Genomic DNA, 15714 nt, shown 5'->3' with positions numbered 1-15714 from the left:
CCGAAGAATCAATAGAGCTCTATTCTTAAAATACTGAGAAGAAAATCGCTTTCGCTTACTCAGGTCATTCAGCTATATTGAGGATGTTGAAAAGAGCCATTGCCTTAACCTTTCAATTCTAAGCCTTGAGAAAGGCTAAACATCGAATTGTGAGGGCAGTTCAAGAACTGAAGTAGATAAGTATGGAAATAACCCGGGCAGAACAGTATTTAAAAAAAGATGCGCCTATTCATTTGGCTGACCTCACGGAAGAAAGTGCGGCTACATGGGGCAAAATGACACCTCAGCATATGGTGGAGCATCTTATTATTACGTTTAAGATGTCGGTGGGTAAAATCAATATTCCCATTGTAACTCAAGAAGAAGAATGGCCGGCCACCAAGGCATACTTAATGAAAGATAGCCCGATGCGCAGGAATGTGCCATCTCCGGTAGGAAACAATGAGCTGTTGCCTTTGAGGTTTCCCGACTTACACACGGCTAAGACCAAGTTGCTCGAAGAAACATTATCTTTTCTGGAATTTGCACGGGAACAGCCCGATTTTATAGCCAACCATCCTTTTGGAGGGCCTATGAAAGCCAGCGAATGGCTACTTTTTCATCGCAAGCATTTCAAGCACCACTTTATTCAATTCGGACTAATTGAGGATTATGTCAAACAATAGACACTATACATTTTTGGCAGAGGTTTTTCAGGCTGCCCCAATCAACCAGAGAATTTTTAGTGGCTCTGAGCTCAGGCTTTCAGAGGGCTCGGCAGAGTATCGATTGGCAGTAAAAGAAGACTTCTTTCATGCGGCCATGGCCATGCACGGAGCCGTATATTTTAAGATGCTGGACGATGCCGCGTATTTTGCGGCAGCTACGCTTGAGCAGGAATACTTCATTGTTACCAAGAGCTATGAGATTCACTTTGTTCGTCCGGTTACTGAAGGGCAGCTTACCGCCAGAGGCACGGTGATTGAAGCCAGAGAAGGAGAATGGCTGGCGCAGTCAGAGATTATAAATGAGCACGGAAAGGTGGTAGGAAAAGGGCAAGGGCTGTTTGTGCGTAGCCGCCAGCGCTTTTCTGATATACAGGGATCATAGCTCAAGATTAACCATTATCCGTGTGTCCTTAACGTCTAATAATTTGCCTTTGTGGCAGCCGGTCAATATTTCGTAAACATTTCTTTTTAGCTCTTTAGAAGCCAGCTCACAAAAATGAACCTTGAATGTTTTCCCTAGTAGATTGAGATTCTCCTCCGAGTACCATCGATCGTTCGATTGGGCCCTTATCAACTTTACTTCCATAGCCGTATTGATAGGGAAAGGTATTGTTTCAATATCAATCAGAATTCAATGAATAATGAATTGATTGTTAAGATATTCCGTTGAGCCAGAGTATGTTCCTTTAGGCATGTAAACGCACAAAGCCTGTAACTTTAAAGGTCGGGCTGCGTCTTTAAGTCATCAACAAACTATAAGGTCATCATGAAAAAACTCATCTCATTTTTTTGCCTTTGTCTGGTGGGCACCACCTCATTGGCACAATCTAAAATTACCGAAAAGGAACTTCTTGGAGAATGGCGCATGGTCATAGACATCGACTTAGATGAAATAGAGCGCGATTTGGAGGATGAAAACTGGCTGGCAAGAAGAATTGCAGGTTCTGTCACTGGTTTAGTATCTGACATTCTGAAGGAGATTGATATCAAGATGGACTTTCGCGATAATGGAGAGGTCAAAATAATGGTCAGGGCATTTGGAGAACGAGAGGTGGAGTATGCCGAATGGAGAATAACGCGCGAAGGAGAATTAGAAATCTTTGACAATGACGACAGGCGTTGGAAGAACAGGCATGTAAACTTTGGCCATGACGATGACGTGTGGCTGATGGACAAGGGAAAAATTGTTCAGTATGAAAGAGGCTCAAGGGGCCGATTGGAGCGAGGAGATGTTTATCTGGAGAAGGTTAAGAAAGACTGGTAATAACTCCCCAAAATATCTTGCTGCAACTCCGGCCATGGGGTTGCAGCTTTTTTTGTATTAGCCAAAGAACCTGGAGAAAGTACCAAATCCACAAGCAAAGCCAACTCCCTGCCATCAAGATATGGCCGTATGCTTGTGTTTACTCAAGTACTTATTAGACGAATACACAGTACAGAATTACACCTGTAACTTGTTGGCCGACCTCGGTTGCAAAGCTTGAGGGAGTTAGCTAACCAGCGGACTTAGCCGCTCTCGCGTATCAAAATCCATTTGTGCAATCTTTTCGAGATTGTGGTTTTTAAAGAAGTGTTCTCTAATCTCTAAAAGCTCATCGTATGGCCCCCTGGGAGCCAGTATTTTCACAATTACGGGCGAGCATTCCAGCATTATAAACAGAGCTATAATAAATATGTTGGCCCAATAGATGGCTTTGTTTTCCAGACTAATCTGCCGGAGTGCCTCCAATTGGGCTGCCATACCATTCCAGGGGTTTCGTTGAATACCGGCCAACTCCATGTTTTGCTTTTGCCTCAGCGCGGTGAGCTCACCTTGCAATGCTTCTACTTTGGGAGAGTTGGTAGCAATGCTCAACTCCAGTTCGGTCTGTGCCCTGTCGGCATCGGCCTTTTTTAACTGATAAATTGGCCCTGCATTTCTTTGCATAGAGCCTCCCGTACCATCGGCTTCTTGTCTGGCCAGGGTTGCAAGTTCGTTGCGTTTAGCCCGTTTGGCTTCTATTTCTGCTTTCAAAGTATTGATCTGCTCCTGCAGAAGTGATGCTTGTTGCTGGTAGCGCTGGTCTATGGTGGCTATTTCTTTCTGGTAAATGGTTTCTTCCAACAGCACCAGTTTTCGGTCGATCTCTTTAGAAAAAATCTTGAGTTCCAGTGGCTTGGAAATTACGATGGCCAGCATAACCGCCAACAAAATTCTTGGACTAGCCATGAATAACTCATGCCACCGACCCTTACGGTTTTTCTTCATGGTAGATACAATAAACCTATCGAGGTTGAAGATAACACAACCCCAAAGAAGCCCGAATGCAATGGCCCATCCGCTGTGAGAGAAAATGGTATGAAAGGCATAACCTCCGGAAAGTGCAGCAAGCAGGCCGGTAAAAAATACGGTGGCTCCAATGCCGGTAAATTTTGAGGCTTCGGTAGGGCAGCGCTTTAAAAGCGATTGGTTGGCTCCGGAGCAGAACCAAAAGAAATGCTTGAGGGATTTCATACGTTGAGTTTTTGACTTGGTGTAGTCAATAACGGAACGCGTTTTAATATGTTGTAATAATTAGTACCTTTTTATGCAAGGTAGCTAATATAGGCACATCACATAAGTGCTATGGGGTTACTTATAAACCATACTGATCAATCAGGTAAATAAGTGCAGCCATGGATGCGGCTCCAAGTTCCAGTTCTCTCTGATTAACGGCTTCAAAGTTATCGATAGGAGTGTGGTGGTATTTGAAGTATCGTTGACTATCGGGCAAATAGCCAATAGTTGGTACATCTTGGGTTCTAAGCGGGCTTATGTCTGCACCACCACCACCACGTTTAAACTGAAAAAGCCCATATGGTTCAAAAAGAGATGCCCAGCCCAGCAATTTATTCTGTTGGGACTCGGTGCCGGTAATACCAAAACCAACCGGTAAAAAGCCGCCACGATCTGATTCGAGTGCCGCAATGTGCTTTTCGTTGTTCTCTGCTGCCAATTCGGCATACTTCCTTCCTCCTCGCAATCCATTCTCCTCATTCATGAACATTACGGCTCGTATGGTTCTCTTGGGTCGGTAGTTAAGGGCTTTGAACAGTCTGAGCACTTCTATGGACTGTACACATCCGGCACCGTCATCGTGAGCACCCTCCGATAAGTCCCATGAGTCCAGATGACCACCCACCACAATGATTTCATCGGGAAACTGCGTTCCTTTTATTTCTCCCACCACATTGTATGAGAGTACATCTTCATGCATCTGGCTATGAGTCTCGAAATAGAACTGCAGTTCGGGGTCGTCATGGAGCAAATCACTCAGAAAATCGGCATCGGCAGTGCTTATGGCCACGGCCGGAATTTTAGGCACGTTTAGGCCGTAGTTGGTACTTCCGGTATGCACAACACCATCTTTATAAGAGCTTAGTGAGCGCACAATAACCCCTATGGCACCATACTTGGCGGCTTCTGTCGGGCCACTACCTCGTTGGTTTGAAGCTCCACTATAGGCCGAAAAGGTATCCAATAGCCGCGGATCCATAGGGCGATTAAAGAAGACGATTTTTCCTTTGATGGTTTTCTCTCCCAGTTCTGCCAGTTGTTGAAAGTCTTTGACTTCTATAAGCCTTCCCAGTGTTCCTTTTGGGCCTGTACCTACCGAATTGCCAAGGGCTGTTACTTCAATGGGCATTGACCCATATTTTTTGGAGTTAACAATTCTTCCTTTTTCAACCTCCCCTCTTTCCCAATGAGGCACCATTACGGGCTGCAGGTACACGGTGTCGAACCCGTAGGTCATCATCTGTTGCCTGCTCCACTCTACGGCTGCGGCCGCTTGCGGAGAGCCGCTCAACCGGCCGCCAATGTTTTTGGTAAGGTATCGGAGCATTTCATAGCTCTCTCCCTTTGCAAGGGCTTCATCGTATATTTTTCGAATAAAGGCTGCGTCTTTTTCCTGGCCATGTACGGCTGTGGCTAAAAGCAGTAAAAGGGAAAGGAGCATTATTCTTTTCATGGCATTTCGGTCAGTTTACAATCTCTGCCTCCTGTAAAATATACATGAGTTTTAAGGGATCATCGGCATTGATTTTAAGCTTGCCCCTTACCTTTATTCTCTTTTCGGTGAATTTGATTTTCTCTTTGGCAAATACTTCGGCCACCGTTTCGGGACCTGCACCTCCGCAAAAAAAGCAATTGGCAAATGGCAAAGAAGAAAGCACAAAATAGGACTCTCCCTGGAGCTCTTCCAGGGGGATCATCCAGCCTTCCAGTTCGATTACTTTACCATCCAGTTTTTTAACCTCATCGCTAAAAGTAGGGTAGTCGATTTCAAAATTGAGTGTTTCATCGAATCGCTTTTCTACAGTGACTTTAGAAAGCGTTTTCCATCCATTGAAGTCTTGTCCAAAAGTGGTAAGTCCAAGAACCAGACCGATAAGTAGTAGGCTGTGCTTTCGCATTATTTAATGAGATCAAACATTCGGTTGAAACGCAAACGCTCAAAAAAGCCTGCATCGGGGTTTGTTCGGTCTACCGACCAGAAGATAAAAAGCGGTTTGCCCACAATGTGGTCGTATGGCACAAAACCCCACGACCGTGAATCGAGCGAATTGTGTCGGTTGTCACCAATCATAAAGTAGTATCCTTGCTTGAAGGTATAGCTATCTATTTTTTTCCCGTCAATGAATACTTCGTAGTCCTTAATGTTCACATTGTCGTTGTGTTCATACTCCCTTATTACCTCGCCATACAGAGCCACATTTTCTTTGGTGAGTTCAATGGTCATGCCTTTTTCAGGCATTACCAGAGGGCCAAAGAAATCGCGACTCCAGTTAAATAGCGGGTCACCGGGGTAAATACCGCGGTCTTCTCCGAGCTCGTAAACTATTTCTTCCACGCTGTCAATAAAAGGCAATTTTTCCAATGCGGCAGCTTTCTCGGGCGTGGTGTTCACCTCAAAGCCAACTTTACCATTGTAGGCACTGTTGGGCACTGCACTGGTAGCATAGGTGTCAAAAGGATTAGTGTCCTGGTAATCGGTAATACCCAACTCTCGCATGTACCGGGCGTGTACACCACGCTCGGTAGCAGCCAGGTAGCTGGTCATCATGTTGGGTGGGTTATCTACCGGCTTTCCGTTAATGTAAATTTGCTTATTACGCACCTCAAAGGTATCTCCGGGAACGGCCATGCAGCGTTTTACATAGAAGGTCTTCATGTCTACAGGAAAGCCTTTTTCATAATCAGGAGGGTAGTTAAACACTACGGGTTCTCCTCTTCTTGGCTTTCTAAGGCCGGGCAGGCGGTACTGGGGCAGTTGGATAATGTCTGAATACGATGGAATTTCTTTTCCGAAAAGTTTTATGCCCCAGAAAGTTTGGTGGGCCAGTGGAAACTGGATGGGCGTTTTAGGCGTTCTGGCTCCGTAGTGAAACTTGCTTACAAAGAGATGGTCACCAATGAGCATAGAGTTTTCCATGGAACCTGTGGGTATGGCAAAGGCTTCCACAAACAGTCCGCGTATGATGGTAACCGCTATGAGCGCAAAAAGTATATCGTTGAATAGTTCTCTAAAAAAGCCTTTTTTCTTTTTTTCCGGCTTCTCTTCTTTTTTCTTTCTCTTTAAGAAATCGAGCATAATAGAGTCTTATAAATGGTCGGCTTTAAAGGTATTATAAATCTGCGAATTATGGGTATTTCTACCCGGTAGATGAAATGCCTAACGGGCGAATGTATGTATAGGTTGAGACTTATCTGTTGGGCGGTTTCAGTTTTTGGCTCTCCTTCGCTTATTTTGAGGCCAAACAGGCACTATGATCATTATAAATGACCTCGCTTTTGGTTATGCCTCGCACAAGGTGCTTTCTATTCCGCAGTTGCAGGTGGAGGAAGGTAAGCACCTTCTTATTCTTGGGGCTTCGGGCAGCGGAAAAACAACCCTTCTTCATATTTTGGGAGGCCTTCTGGCACCGCAAGAGGGAACGGTAAGGATTGGCCAAACCGACTTGTACCGTTTGAGTGGTGCGCAACGCGATAAATACCGGGGGCAGAATATTGGGCTCATCTTTCAAAAGGCGCATCTCATTAGTGCACTAAGTGTACAAGATAATTTATTGTTGGCTCAGTATTTAGCCGGAATGGCGCAAGACAGGGGGCGTGTAAAAGAAGTGCTTACTAGCCTGGGGCTTGCAGATAAGCTATACAAGAAAGTTAAGGCACTGAGCCAGGGTGAGCAACAACGGGTAACTATTGCTCGCGCATTACTTAACAGACCCCGTGTAATTTTGGCCGATGAGCCTACAGCCAGTCTGGACGATACCAATGCGCACAAAGTCATAGACCTTTTGAAAAGTCAGGCAGAACAGAACAATGCCTCGTTGCTCATTGCCACCCACGATCAACGTGTAAAAGATCAGTTTGAACTTCAACTAAACCTGGCTACCCTATGAACCTGATTATACTTAGCTGGAATTACATTAGGTCTAAGCCTCTCAATACGCTGCTGAATATGCTGCTTATGGCTTTGGGTATTGCCATTATTTTGGTACTTATTCTGCTGAGCTCTCAGCTAGAAGAAAACCTCAATAAAAACAAGCGCGGAGTAGATCTTGTAGTTGGTGCCAAGGGCAGCCCTTTACAGCTTATTTTGGCCAACGTATACCACATAGACTTTCCTACAGGCAATATAAAACTGGAAGAAGCCCGTGCGCTCACCAGAAACAGGCTCATAGCAGGAGCTATTCCGTTGGCTTTGGGCGATAATTACCGGGGCTTTAGAATTGTGGGAACCAACCACGAGTATGTACAACTCTATGAAGGCTCCCTTACTTCCGGCCAATTGTGGAAACGAAACATGGAAAGTGTTATTGGTGCCAATGTTGCCGAACGATTGAACCTGAAGCCGGGAGATACATTTTTTGGAGCACATGGGCTCTCCGTTGCCGATATGGAGCATGAAGAGCGTCCTTATAAGATAGTGGGGGTGCTGGGCAGAAATAACTCTGTTTTAGATAATCTGATCCTTACCAATATTGAAAGTGTTTGGGCAGTTCATGAGCATGAAGAGGAGCATGAGCATAGTGAACATGCGGATGAACCGGAGTTGGGTTCGGCCTATGAGAGTGGTTTGCCCGAGGGCGATGAGGATGCAGAAATCACCTCCATGTTGCTTAAGTTCAGGTCGCCCATGGGGGCTGTCACCCTTCCGCGAATGATTAATTCCAATACTAACATGCAGGCAGCCTCACCGGCTTTTGAAACGCAGCGTTTGTTCTCTCTGCTGGGAATTGGTGTAGAGTTGCTCAGAAGTTTTGCCTATATCATTATCATTATAGCCGGTTTGAGCATATTCATTTCGCTGTACAATGCATTGAAAGACCGAAAGTATGACTTGGCCATTATGCGTTCGTTGGGAGCTTCAAAAACCAAACTATTTGTACATGTAATACTCGAAGGGGTAATTATTACCGTGTTGGGCGGAGCTCTGGGATTTGTGCTGGGTCACGGACTAACAGAGTTTTTGGCAGGCCTTTACGAAAAATCAGAAGCCATGGGGCTTACCGGTTTGGTTTTTGTGAAACAAGAATGGTGGGTTGTAGTAATTAGTATAGGTATAGGTTTGTTGGCTTCGGTAATTCCGGCTGTCAATGCCTACAAAACAGATATTTCAGACGTATTAGCCAAAGAATAATGAAGAAGATAGTTGTACTGATTGTATTGAGTATATGGGGGACCGGCTTGTTCGGTCAGGAGGTAAAGGCTAAAGGCCCAAAGCTCTGGAAAACCCTGGCCGATGTGAAGTATGAAATTCAAAAAGACGAATATGGCGATGTGTATGTGCCTGTTTTTGGAGAAGACATACAGGCTATTAAAGATCAGCTGGTAGAGGTAGAAGGCTATGTAATTCCTTCAGACATTACTTTTGTCAATGATTATCTAATTATTTCTTCGCTACCTATAAGTGAGTGTTTCTTCTGTGGCTCAGGCGGACCGGAGACGGTGATGGAAATTCACCTAAAGAAAGGAGAGAAGTACAAGTATAACTCCAAGCGGCTAAAGTTTAGAGGAAAACTGGTGCTGAACGCAACCAATCCCGACAAATTGATGTATCAGTTGGTGGATAGTGAATTTTTAGGTTTGGCCGATGATAGTTATTAAACCCCTCAAGTACGTTTCATTCATATTGTTCTTCTTTCTTTTGGTTGTAGGTTGTGGCAATGCTTACAATCCGAAGGCTCAGCGTGATGCCATTTTTAAAGTACACGATGAGGTAATGCCTAAGATTGGAGAGGTGATGGAGCTGCGGAGAAAAGCCCTGCAAAAGGCTTCAGAGATTGCTGAAAAGGAGGCCGATCGAGCGGCTCAACTCAGAGCGCTTGCTCAACAACTGGAACAAGCCAATAACGGCATGATGAGTTGGATGCGCGAGTGGAGCAAAAACTCTCAGAAATATATGGAGATGAAAGCCGGAGCTTCTGAACAGGTGGAATATCTGAAGAAAGAAATGGAACGGGTAACGGAAGTGAAAGAAGCCATTAACGGAGCAATTGCAGAAGCCAAAAAAGCACTTTAGGAGTACTTAGGCAGTAGCATCAGCTGGCCAAGGTTAATTTTATTGCTCCCCTCCAGTGTCAATGGATATTTCTGAGACCACATTAAAATTTGTGTTCAGTTTAAATAGGATGGCACTCGGAGATTCATTATGCCCTACCATTACCCGCACAAAAGTGTCTTCGGTGTTATTGGCCCTTTTAATTTTATACCTGTTGTTGTATGAGTTAGGGAATAAACTTCTGACTTCATAAATGCTCATGCCCGGCTTTAGCACTTTATCGTTGTAGGTAAATGAGTTGCTTCCCCCATCAATGATAATATCCATTAAAACGTCATCATAGTCAAAGCCTAGCTGAAAGCCGTTGTAATAAAGGTCGCAACCATAAGGCATCATTGGGTTATCAGAGCACCGTTTTTGGGTTGGATTACCATAGTGCTGTTTCAGGAAGGCTTCATAGTCAGTCACTTCCATAAGTTGTTTCATGGTGTGGCTGTTAAACTTAATGGACTGAAATTCTGATATGCTAATTATATCATCTTGCTGGGCATTGACACTAAAGCAGCCAATTGATAGAATTATTATTAATATTGTTTTTTTCATGTTAGCTACTCTGACTATTGCCCATAATGTGAATCAGTTAGTAGAAAGTGCCGTTTTTATTTGATTCAAGCTCACCCCTCCATAACTGTTTCCCCAGGCATTGGTTATGTAGGTAAGTATTTCGGTTACTTCAGAAGCATTCAGGCTGGTATTGCCCGGCATTGGTTGCCTGTACTCAATACCATTGACAATCAGAGGCTCTTTTGCACCATTTACTATTATTCGCGCTGCCCTACCCACATCGTTGAGAAGGTAGTCGGCCCCTTTTAGAGGTGGAATCAGCTGTCCTAGTCCCTCACCGTTTTCCATATGACAGTTGGCGCAATGGGTGCTGTATAGCCTCTTTCCATTAGTGAAATATTTGATTTCAGTATCGTTGAGGCGATTCAATACTTGCTCTCCTTCAGAGGAGCCACCACCACAGGCCGTGGCAGTAGCCAGAGCGAACAGTATGGGTACAATTAGTTTACTGCTCATACTCGGCAAGCAGTTTCGGAATATCATTGATCAGTGCAGTTACTTCTTTGGGGTTGGTGCCGTCATACTTACCTCTTATTCTTCTTTCCTTATCTACCAGTAAGAATGCTCCGCTATGAATAAAGCCACCCGGAGCATCTTCGTTTTCCCCCAGAGGAACCATGTATCCTTCTCCACTTCCTATCTGATAAATTTTATCCTTATCTCCCGTGAGAAAATGCCAGGTTTTATTGTCTGGAACACCTAATCGCATGGAGTAGTCCTTTAGGTAGGCTACGGTGTCGTGCTCGGGGTCTATGGTGTGCGAAAGAATAGCAAAATTGGGAGTGTCTTTGAACTGCTCATATACTCTCAGCATTTGTTGCTTCATTACAGGGCAAATGGTGGGGCAAGTACCAAAGAAAAAGTCTGCCACATATATTTTATCGGCCACCGTTGCTTCTGTAACAAGGGCACTATCCTGATCTACAAATTGAAAGTTGGGAACGGTATGGTATAGAGTATCTATTTTTCCGTTTACCTCCTTGTATTCAGGTATCCCCAATATGGGCAATCGGCTGTTTTTTGGCGATGAACAGGCTATGGCAACCCAAGCCACAAGCCACAAGCAAACTCGTTTCCACATCTTCATTTCTTCTTTCGTTCTCGAAGTTTTTTATACCCTTTAATGCCCAACATGAGGGCCACAGTTACCAATACGAAGCCAGCTGTTCCTTTGATCCAGTCTAATTGATTTTTTAACACAATTAAGAACACCACAGAGATAAGTACTAAAGTGGCTACTTCATTGAGAATTCGTAGTTGGATGGAGTTGAGCCTGGCCACACCGTTTTGTAGCTCTTTATACAAACGGTGACAGTACAGGTGGTATCCGTAGAGAAGCAATACAAAGCAAAGCTTTATTTGCATAAAGGGCAGTTGCAGCATATCCGGATATTGAATGATCATGCTAATGCCCAGAGCCAGTGTTATGAGCGCAGAAGGCCAGGTAATGATGATCCAGAGTCTTTTGGCCATTAGGGCAAGCTGAGTACCTAAAATGCTTTTTTCCGGCTCCGGTTTATCCAGTGCTTCTGTCTGGTATACAAAAAGGCGAACAATATAAAAAAGGCCTGCAAACCAGGTAACTATGAATATAATGTGAAGTGCCTTTATGTATAAATTGGCCATGGGCGCAATTTAGTCACTAAAACACAATTGGCCGACCGTAAATGTGCTTTTGATAGGCCTATTGACGAACTAGACTTGACTCTGGAGTAATTACTTTCTTTTCCTAAGGTATTTTTTATTCAAAAGCCATTCAATACCCAGCGATATCCAAGCAACCGGGAGAATAAATATGATAAAAATGGTATTGTTGAGCCTGAGTTTTATGCCTTAGCAAATATGGTTGATCAATGACCGAAAGATTTCATTTAGGGTACGCTCCAATACATAAAAGGTCAGTAGAATTAAGTATAACCAGAAGGGTACTAACCGGTATTTGCATTGCCGGTTAGATAGCAGGGTCTTTTCGATGGATTGTTTCTACCCGGAGCCCCACAGAAACTTCTCCTGAATGTTCAGGTATAAAATTCTCGCCAAAAAGAATTTTATTTCCTGATTTGCGATATCCGGCCAATGTTCTGAGAGGTTCTGCACCTTTCTCACCCGTATTTTGATCGATAGTGGTCATAACGCAGCGAGCGCAAGGCTTAACCCCTCTGTAGGTCAGACGGTTAATCATGATTTCGGCCAGAGTATCTTCTTCATGTGGAGCAAGCCCTTCCAGAACAAGGTTGGGTCTGAACCTGTTCATGGGAAGTTCATAACCCAGCTTTTGGTTCAGAAGATTAAGCGATGCCTGGCCGATGATGAGTATGGGATATCCATCGGCAAAGCTCACATGATCGTCAGTCGCAGGGGCATAACGCTGATCGGCTATTCGCAGGCTGCTTTCAGGCATATACACCAACCTTGTGGCAAAACCCAATACGCTAGAAAACCATTGATTTATGGGCTCGGGTGAGGGAAGGGCCTGACACGAGTCGTCCCACACGGTTACTTCTATGGGGTCTGCAATTGGTGCTTCAAGGTCAATGCTTAGTGGCTGCAGTTTTCCGCTTCGGTCTTCAATTACCATGCTGTGGTTTTCTATTCGCGGTTGCAGAAGGGCCAGTTGCTGATGTTCCCTTTGGCTTACAAACCGTCCATTTTCATCAACCAACATCCATCGCCTGTCGTATTTTAGTCCCCTTCTTTCAACAGGGCTTGCGGTTAGTTCAATTCCTCCCAAAGATTTAATGGGGTATATGTAGATGTTTTTTACGTAGATACTTTTCATTGCCAGTATTTATATCGGCTTACACTTTTTAAGGTCAGGTTGAACCCATCCCAACCTATTTTACTCAGCATTATGTTGGGATATTCTTTCGAAAAACTGTAAGTGTTCTTTTTTTCCTTGTCCAGCTGAACATTGACTTGCCAAAGTGAATCTCCATCAATTACCTGAAACTGTGCCCGATAAACTTTGGGCTCAAAGGTTTTGGTATTCACCTGCGATTCTACAACTTGCTTTTCAAATGTAAGGCCATCCTCGAACCGAAGAGCCCTAAGCAAGTAACTCAACTGATCCTCCCAGATTAAATCAGCTCCTTCCAAAAAAGATTGACCATCTCCAAAACCATCGAAATAGCTATTGTAGTCGTACTGATAGCCTGTGGGTGAAAGAGTAAATTGCTTGAAGGTATTGCCGCACCATTCCTGGCCGGTATGAGTCATTTTGTGCAGCTGCTCCGGTTTGGCTCTTTTGTAGAACAAGCTGGTTAGGTAGTGATAGGGGTAGTTGTCTGTTTCAAAGCGGGCAAACTTGTTCACCTTCATTACGCTGAACAGGTCGGTTCTGGAGTAGTCATCTGTCTTTACATTGTATGCCTTGTTAAACTCTTCTTTTACGGTAATATAGGTGTATTCAAAGTTTCTTGTTTTTCCGTAAACCCTTCTTTGTGCATGGTATTGAGCTACTTCGGCCTGGCCATCTTCCCAAAGGCTCTGCATGGCCCATTCATGATTAAATACCGGGCTGTTGGCATAAGGGGCCTCCTTAGTTTTGTGTTTACCACAACCGAGGCATATGAGGGCTAAGAATAGCAGTCGCGTTTTCATGCTCTATGTACTTTAAGTATGTCAGCAGCCCACTCGCCCAGATCGGCTTCGGTGTCTACATCGCTTAAGGTTTGCAATTTGGCTACGCTGTAACCCAAGCGGTTCAAGTCGGCTTCGGTAGCCGCGCAAACCGAGGAAGTGCTCCATTCTTTATTTTCGAATATTTCGAATATCGGCTGATTCATTCCCAGCAGGTAATATCCACCGTCATACGAAGGGCCAATGACAACGTCATGCTGCTTCAGTTCTTCAAAAGCCCGTGCAATTAGGTCCGGGTTCAGGTCGTAGCAATCGCTACCAATTATGCATACTCTTGCGGCTCCGGCATCAAAAGCTTCTTCAAAAGCGGCTTTCATCTTCACTCCCAGATTCCCTGTTGTCTGTATGGCTTTAAGAAAATCTGCATTGGACCATACGTCCGACCGGTCTATAAACTGATCGTAATAAACCACTCTTTCTACCTTTACCTGAACAGAGATATCGCGGGTTCTCTCCAGCAAACGCTTGTAAACCTCCAGAGCACAGAGGTCTCCCACGGTGGCCGCCAGGCGCGTTTTTGCTCTTCCAAGAGCCGGGTTTTTCACAAAGATGATCAGCCTTTCTTTCATTTCAGTACACCGCTTTTCCTTTTCTCAACAGCAGAGAAAAACTTTTGTTGTAGGTATGAATACTATCCGAAGGTAGTCCTGCCGAGTTAACTACGGGCAATTCGCTATTGGCCCACCCTAAAATTCCGTCTTTCATGTCGTAAACCAGACTAAACCCTGCATTGCGGAGCTGCCGGGCCACTCGGTTGCTTCTTACTCCAATGGTACAATACACCAAAACAGGATGGTTTTTGGGCAGAGAGTCCAGGAGTGATTCTTCAAAGCGCAAGGCTCCCTCAATATGACTCAAAGCAAACTCTTCTTCCGTACGCGCATCGAGAATGGTGGGGGTCTGGTGGGCAATTATTTGAGTAGCCTCTTTGGCTTTGATGCGCTGCACTTTTTTTGTCATTCTCCACGTGTATATGCCACTTTCATAAAAAAGAAACCCGGCCAATAGACTGACCGTGGCTACAAAAATTACGATACGAATTGGCTTTACGGATTTCACTATGGCAAATTAACCAAAGCCATTGGCAGCACCTAATGGCTTACTCATTTATGGTTAGCATAGTTGGAGCCTAACAGAGAAGAATTTCATGAACAAGAAGGGTATCTTATGGGTGCTTTAGCACGAATTCATTTTCTTTGTTTACAAGCATGCGAAGAAAAAAACTTAGTACAGAAGAATTGACAAATGGTATCAGAAAGGGCGACCGTCTGGTACTAAGCCGTGCCATTACACTGGTGGAAAGTCAGCGGCCCGAGGATATGGAACAAGCTGAGGTGCTTTTGCAAACCCTTTTGCCTGCCACAGGGAGATCGTTCAGGTTGGGCATAACGGGTGTGCCAGGAGTCGGTAAAAGCACTTTTATAGAGGCTTTTGGTACGCTTTTAACAGAGAAGGGACTCAAGCTTGCTGTGCTCACTATAGACCCAAGCAGTCAGCGCTCCAAAGGCAGTATTCTGGGCGATAAGACCCGCATGGAAGAGCTGGCCCGTAACCCCAATGCCTTCATTAGACCTTCTGCTTCTGGAAGTACCTTGGGAGGAGTGAGTGGCAAAACCAGAGAGGTAATGCTATTGTGTGAGGCGGCCGGTTTCGATTTTATAATTGTGGAAACAGTGGGCGTAGGCCAGTCCGAAACGTTGGTTCATGGCATGGTCGATTTCTTTTTGTTGCTAATGCTTGCAGGAGCTGGAGATGAGCTTCAGGGTATTAAAAAAGGCATAATGGAAATGGCCGATGCTGTGGTAATTAACAAGGCCGATGGAGATAATCTGAAACCGGCAAAACGGGCCAAAGTAGAATATCAAAATGCCCTGCACCTCTTTCCGGCCAATCTTAGTGGTTGGATACCCCAGGTAAAGACCTGCTCAGCCCTGGAAAAAAGCGGCTTGGAAGAAGTATATGAGATGCTCGACAAGTTTAAGCGTAAGGTAAAGAGCAATGGTTACTTCGACAAAAACAGGGCCGATCAACAGGTGAGTTGGTTTAAAGAAAATCTGACTGATTTATTGCGGACATCATTTTTTAAGAAGCCCGAAGTGAAACAACGCTACGAGGAGAAACTTAAAGAGGTTCAGTCGGGGAAAACTCCTGCACTGAATGCCGCCCGAGAGGTGATTAGTATTATCTAGTACCGTATATTCATTGAACTGATAAGACAA

20 protein-coding genes are annotated in these 15714 nt (G+C 44.6%); 8 read left to right on the top strand and 12 right to left on the bottom strand.

The window, feature by feature from the left end; genetic code table 11:
- Positions 1-182 precede the first annotated feature (182 nt).
- From IE164_RS01445 to IE164_RS01435, 3 genes are all read left to right on the top strand, one after another.
- Positions 183-665: a hypothetical protein gene (locus IE164_RS01445; RefSeq protein ID WP_189628405.1), complete on the top strand. Its 483-nt coding sequence runs from the start codon at positions 183-185 to the stop codon at positions 663-665.
- Positions 652-1089: a PaaI family thioesterase gene (locus tag IE164_RS01440; RefSeq protein WP_189628404.1), complete on the top strand. Its 438-nt coding sequence runs from the start codon at positions 652-654 to the stop codon at positions 1087-1089. Before IE164_RS01445 ends, IE164_RS01440 begins: the two co-directional genes overlap by 14 nt.
- 384 nt (positions 1090-1473) lie before the next feature.
- On the top strand, positions 1474-1971 hold the full coding sequence (locus tag IE164_RS01435) for a hypothetical protein (RefSeq protein WP_189628403.1): 498 nt from the start codon (positions 1474-1476) through the stop codon (positions 1969-1971).
- A 225-nt stretch (positions 1972-2196) separates the two neighbouring features.
- On the opposite strand, the gene IE164_RS01430 is transcribed toward IE164_RS01435, so the two are convergent.
- From IE164_RS01430 to lepB, 4 genes are all read right to left on the bottom strand, one after another.
- On the bottom strand, positions 2197-3201 hold the full coding sequence (locus tag IE164_RS01430) for a DUF4407 domain-containing protein (protein WP_189628402.1): 1005 nt from the start codon (positions 3199-3201) through the stop codon (positions 2197-2199).
- Positions 3202-3322: 121 nt separating this feature from the next.
- Entirely contained in the window at positions 3323-4696 is a 1374-nt protein-coding gene (locus IE164_RS01425; RefSeq protein WP_189628401.1) for a M28 family peptidase, read from the bottom strand.
- Positions 4697-4706: 10 nt separating this feature from the next.
- Entirely contained in the window at positions 4707-5141 is a 435-nt protein-coding gene (locus IE164_RS01420) for a hypothetical protein (RefSeq protein ID WP_189628400.1), read from the bottom strand.
- Complete coding sequence (gene lepB, locus IE164_RS01415; protein WP_189628399.1) at positions 5141-6319, bottom strand: signal peptidase I; 1179 nt, start codon at positions 6317-6319, stop codon at positions 5141-5143. Before lepB ends, IE164_RS01420 begins: the two co-directional genes overlap by 1 nt.
- A gap of 175 nt (positions 6320-6494) precedes the next feature.
- On the opposite strand from lepB, the gene IE164_RS01410 reads away from it, so the two are divergent.
- Genes IE164_RS01410 through IE164_RS01395 form a run of 4 tightly spaced genes read left to right on the top strand, consistent with a single transcriptional unit; the run spans position 6495 to position 9253 of the window.
- On the top strand, positions 6495-7130 hold the full coding sequence (locus IE164_RS01410; RefSeq protein WP_189628398.1) for an ABC transporter ATP-binding protein: 636 nt from the start codon (positions 6495-6497) through the stop codon (positions 7128-7130).
- On the top strand, positions 7127-8371 hold the full coding sequence (locus IE164_RS01405; protein WP_189628397.1) for an ABC transporter permease: 1245 nt from the start codon (positions 7127-7129) through the stop codon (positions 8369-8371). The genes IE164_RS01410 and IE164_RS01405 overlap by 4 nt, the downstream gene beginning before the upstream one ends.
- On the top strand, positions 8371-8838 hold the full coding sequence (locus IE164_RS01400) for a hypothetical protein (RefSeq protein ID WP_189628396.1): 468 nt from the start codon (positions 8371-8373) through the stop codon (positions 8836-8838). The genes IE164_RS01405 and IE164_RS01400 overlap by 1 nt, the downstream gene beginning before the upstream one ends.
- Entirely contained in the window at positions 8825-9253 is a 429-nt protein-coding gene (locus IE164_RS01395; protein WP_189628395.1) for a hypothetical protein, read from the top strand. The genes IE164_RS01400 and IE164_RS01395 overlap by 14 nt, the downstream gene beginning before the upstream one ends.
- A 39-nt stretch (positions 9254-9292) precedes the next feature.
- On the opposite strand, the gene IE164_RS01390 is transcribed toward IE164_RS01395, so the two are convergent.
- The 8 genes from IE164_RS01390 to IE164_RS01355 all read right to left on the bottom strand — a co-directional run bounded on the left by IE164_RS01390 (position 9293) and on the right by IE164_RS01355 (position 14455).
- Complete coding sequence (locus IE164_RS01390) at positions 9293-9835, bottom strand: hypothetical protein (protein ID WP_189628394.1); 543 nt, start codon at positions 9833-9835, stop codon at positions 9293-9295.
- 33 nt (positions 9836-9868) lie between these two features.
- Positions 9869-10312: a c-type cytochrome gene (locus IE164_RS01385; protein ID WP_189628393.1), complete on the bottom strand. Its 444-nt coding sequence runs from the start codon at positions 10310-10312 to the stop codon at positions 9869-9871.
- Entirely contained in the window at positions 10302-10937 is a 636-nt protein-coding gene (locus IE164_RS01380; RefSeq protein WP_308440952.1) for an SCO family protein, read from the bottom strand. The genes IE164_RS01385 and IE164_RS01380 overlap by 11 nt, the downstream gene beginning before the upstream one ends.
- Positions 10938-10939: 2 nt before the next feature.
- A complete protein-coding gene (locus IE164_RS01375; RefSeq protein ID WP_189628391.1) occupies positions 10940-11482 on the bottom strand; it encodes a CopD family protein in 543 nt (180 codons plus the stop codon).
- Between the two features lie 325 nt (positions 11483-11807).
- Positions 11808-12635, bottom strand: coding sequence for an MOSC domain-containing protein (locus IE164_RS01370; RefSeq protein ID WP_189628390.1), 828 nt, complete (start codon positions 12633-12635; stop codon positions 11808-11810).
- Positions 12632-13456: a hypothetical protein gene (locus IE164_RS01365; RefSeq protein ID WP_189628389.1), complete on the bottom strand. Its 825-nt coding sequence runs from the start codon at positions 13454-13456 to the stop codon at positions 12632-12634. Before IE164_RS01365 ends, IE164_RS01370 begins: the two co-directional genes overlap by 4 nt.
- On the bottom strand, positions 13453-14064 hold the full coding sequence (locus tag IE164_RS01360; protein ID WP_189628388.1) for a TIGR04282 family arsenosugar biosynthesis glycosyltransferase: 612 nt from the start codon (positions 14062-14064) through the stop codon (positions 13453-13455). The genes IE164_RS01365 and IE164_RS01360 overlap by 4 nt, the downstream gene beginning before the upstream one ends.
- Before the next feature lies 1 nt (position 14065).
- Positions 14066-14455, bottom strand: a complete 390-nt coding sequence (locus tag IE164_RS01355; RefSeq protein ID WP_189628387.1) for a rhodanese-like domain-containing protein — start codon at positions 14453-14455, stop codon at positions 14066-14068.
- A gap of 248 nt (positions 14456-14703) precedes the next feature.
- On the opposite strand from IE164_RS01355, the gene meaB reads away from it, so the two are divergent.
- The gene (meaB, locus tag IE164_RS01350; RefSeq protein ID WP_189628386.1) at positions 14704-15684 is read left to right on the top strand and encodes a methylmalonyl Co-A mutase-associated GTPase MeaB; all 981 of its coding nucleotides are present in this window, start codon (positions 14704-14706) and stop codon (positions 15682-15684) included.
- Positions 15685-15714: the final 30 nt, after the last annotated feature.

Source organism: Roseivirga thermotolerans, assembly GCF_014653175.1.
Lineage (GTDB): Bacteria > Bacteroidota > Bacteroidia > Cytophagales > Cyclobacteriaceae > Roseivirga > Roseivirga thermotolerans.
The sequence above is the reverse complement of the archived record's forward strand: the minus strand, read 5'-3'. Positions and strand labels throughout refer to the sequence as shown.

Excerpts from the sequence above, each read along its gene's own strand:
- IE164_RS01445 (WP_189628405.1), top strand. The coding sequence starts at position 183 with ATGGAAATAACCCGGGCAGAACAGTATTTAAAAAAAGATGCGCCTATT.
- IE164_RS01440 (WP_189628404.1), top strand. The coding sequence starts at position 652 with ATGTCAAACAATAGACACTATACATTTTTGGCAGAGGTTTTTCAGGCT.
- IE164_RS01435 (WP_189628403.1), top strand. The coding sequence starts at position 1,474 with ATGAAAAAACTCATCTCATTTTTTTGCCTTTGTCTGGTGGGCACCACC.
- IE164_RS01430 (WP_189628402.1), bottom strand. The coding sequence starts at position 3,201 with ATGAAATCCCTCAAGCATTTCTTTTGGTTCTGCTCCGGAGCCAACCAA.
- IE164_RS01425 (WP_189628401.1), bottom strand. The coding sequence starts at position 4,696 with ATGAAAAGAATAATGCTCCTTTCCCTTTTACTGCTTTTAGCCACAGCC.
- IE164_RS01420 (WP_189628400.1), bottom strand. The coding sequence starts at position 5,141 with ATGCGAAAGCACAGCCTACTACTTATCGGTCTGGTTCTTGGACTTACC.
- lepB (WP_189628399.1), bottom strand. The coding sequence starts at position 6,319 with ATGCTCGATTTCTTAAAGAGAAAGAAAAAAGAAGAGAAGCCGGAAAAA.
- IE164_RS01410 (WP_189628398.1), top strand. The coding sequence starts at position 6,495 with ATGATCATTATAAATGACCTCGCTTTTGGTTATGCCTCGCACAAGGTG.
- IE164_RS01405 (WP_189628397.1), top strand. The coding sequence starts at position 7,127 with ATGAACCTGATTATACTTAGCTGGAATTACATTAGGTCTAAGCCTCTC.
- IE164_RS01400 (WP_189628396.1), top strand. The coding sequence starts at position 8,371 with ATGAAGAAGATAGTTGTACTGATTGTATTGAGTATATGGGGGACCGGC.
- IE164_RS01395 (WP_189628395.1), top strand. The coding sequence starts at position 8,825 with ATGATAGTTATTAAACCCCTCAAGTACGTTTCATTCATATTGTTCTTC.
- IE164_RS01390 (WP_189628394.1), bottom strand. The coding sequence starts at position 9,835 with ATGAAAAAAACAATATTAATAATAATTCTATCAATTGGCTGCTTTAGT.
- IE164_RS01385 (WP_189628393.1), bottom strand. The coding sequence starts at position 10,312 with ATGAGCAGTAAACTAATTGTACCCATACTGTTCGCTCTGGCTACTGCC.
- IE164_RS01380 (WP_308440952.1), bottom strand. The coding sequence starts at position 10,937 with ATGTGGAAACGAGTTTGCTTGTGGCTTGTGGCTTGGGTTGCCATAGCC.
- IE164_RS01375 (WP_189628391.1), bottom strand. The coding sequence starts at position 11,482 with ATGGCCAATTTATACATAAAGGCACTTCACATTATATTCATAGTTACC.
- IE164_RS01370 (WP_189628390.1), bottom strand. The coding sequence starts at position 12,635 with ATGAAAAGTATCTACGTAAAAAACATCTACATATACCCCATTAAATCT.
- IE164_RS01365 (WP_189628389.1), bottom strand. The coding sequence starts at position 13,456 with ATGAAAACGCGACTGCTATTCTTAGCCCTCATATGCCTCGGTTGTGGT.
- IE164_RS01360 (WP_189628388.1), bottom strand. The coding sequence starts at position 14,064 with ATGAAAGAAAGGCTGATCATCTTTGTGAAAAACCCGGCTCTTGGAAGA.
- IE164_RS01355 (WP_189628387.1), bottom strand. The coding sequence starts at position 14,455 with ATGACAAAAAAAGTGCAGCGCATCAAAGCCAAAGAGGCTACTCAAATA.
- meaB (WP_189628386.1), top strand. The coding sequence starts at position 14,704 with ATGCGAAGAAAAAAACTTAGTACAGAAGAATTGACAAATGGTATCAGA.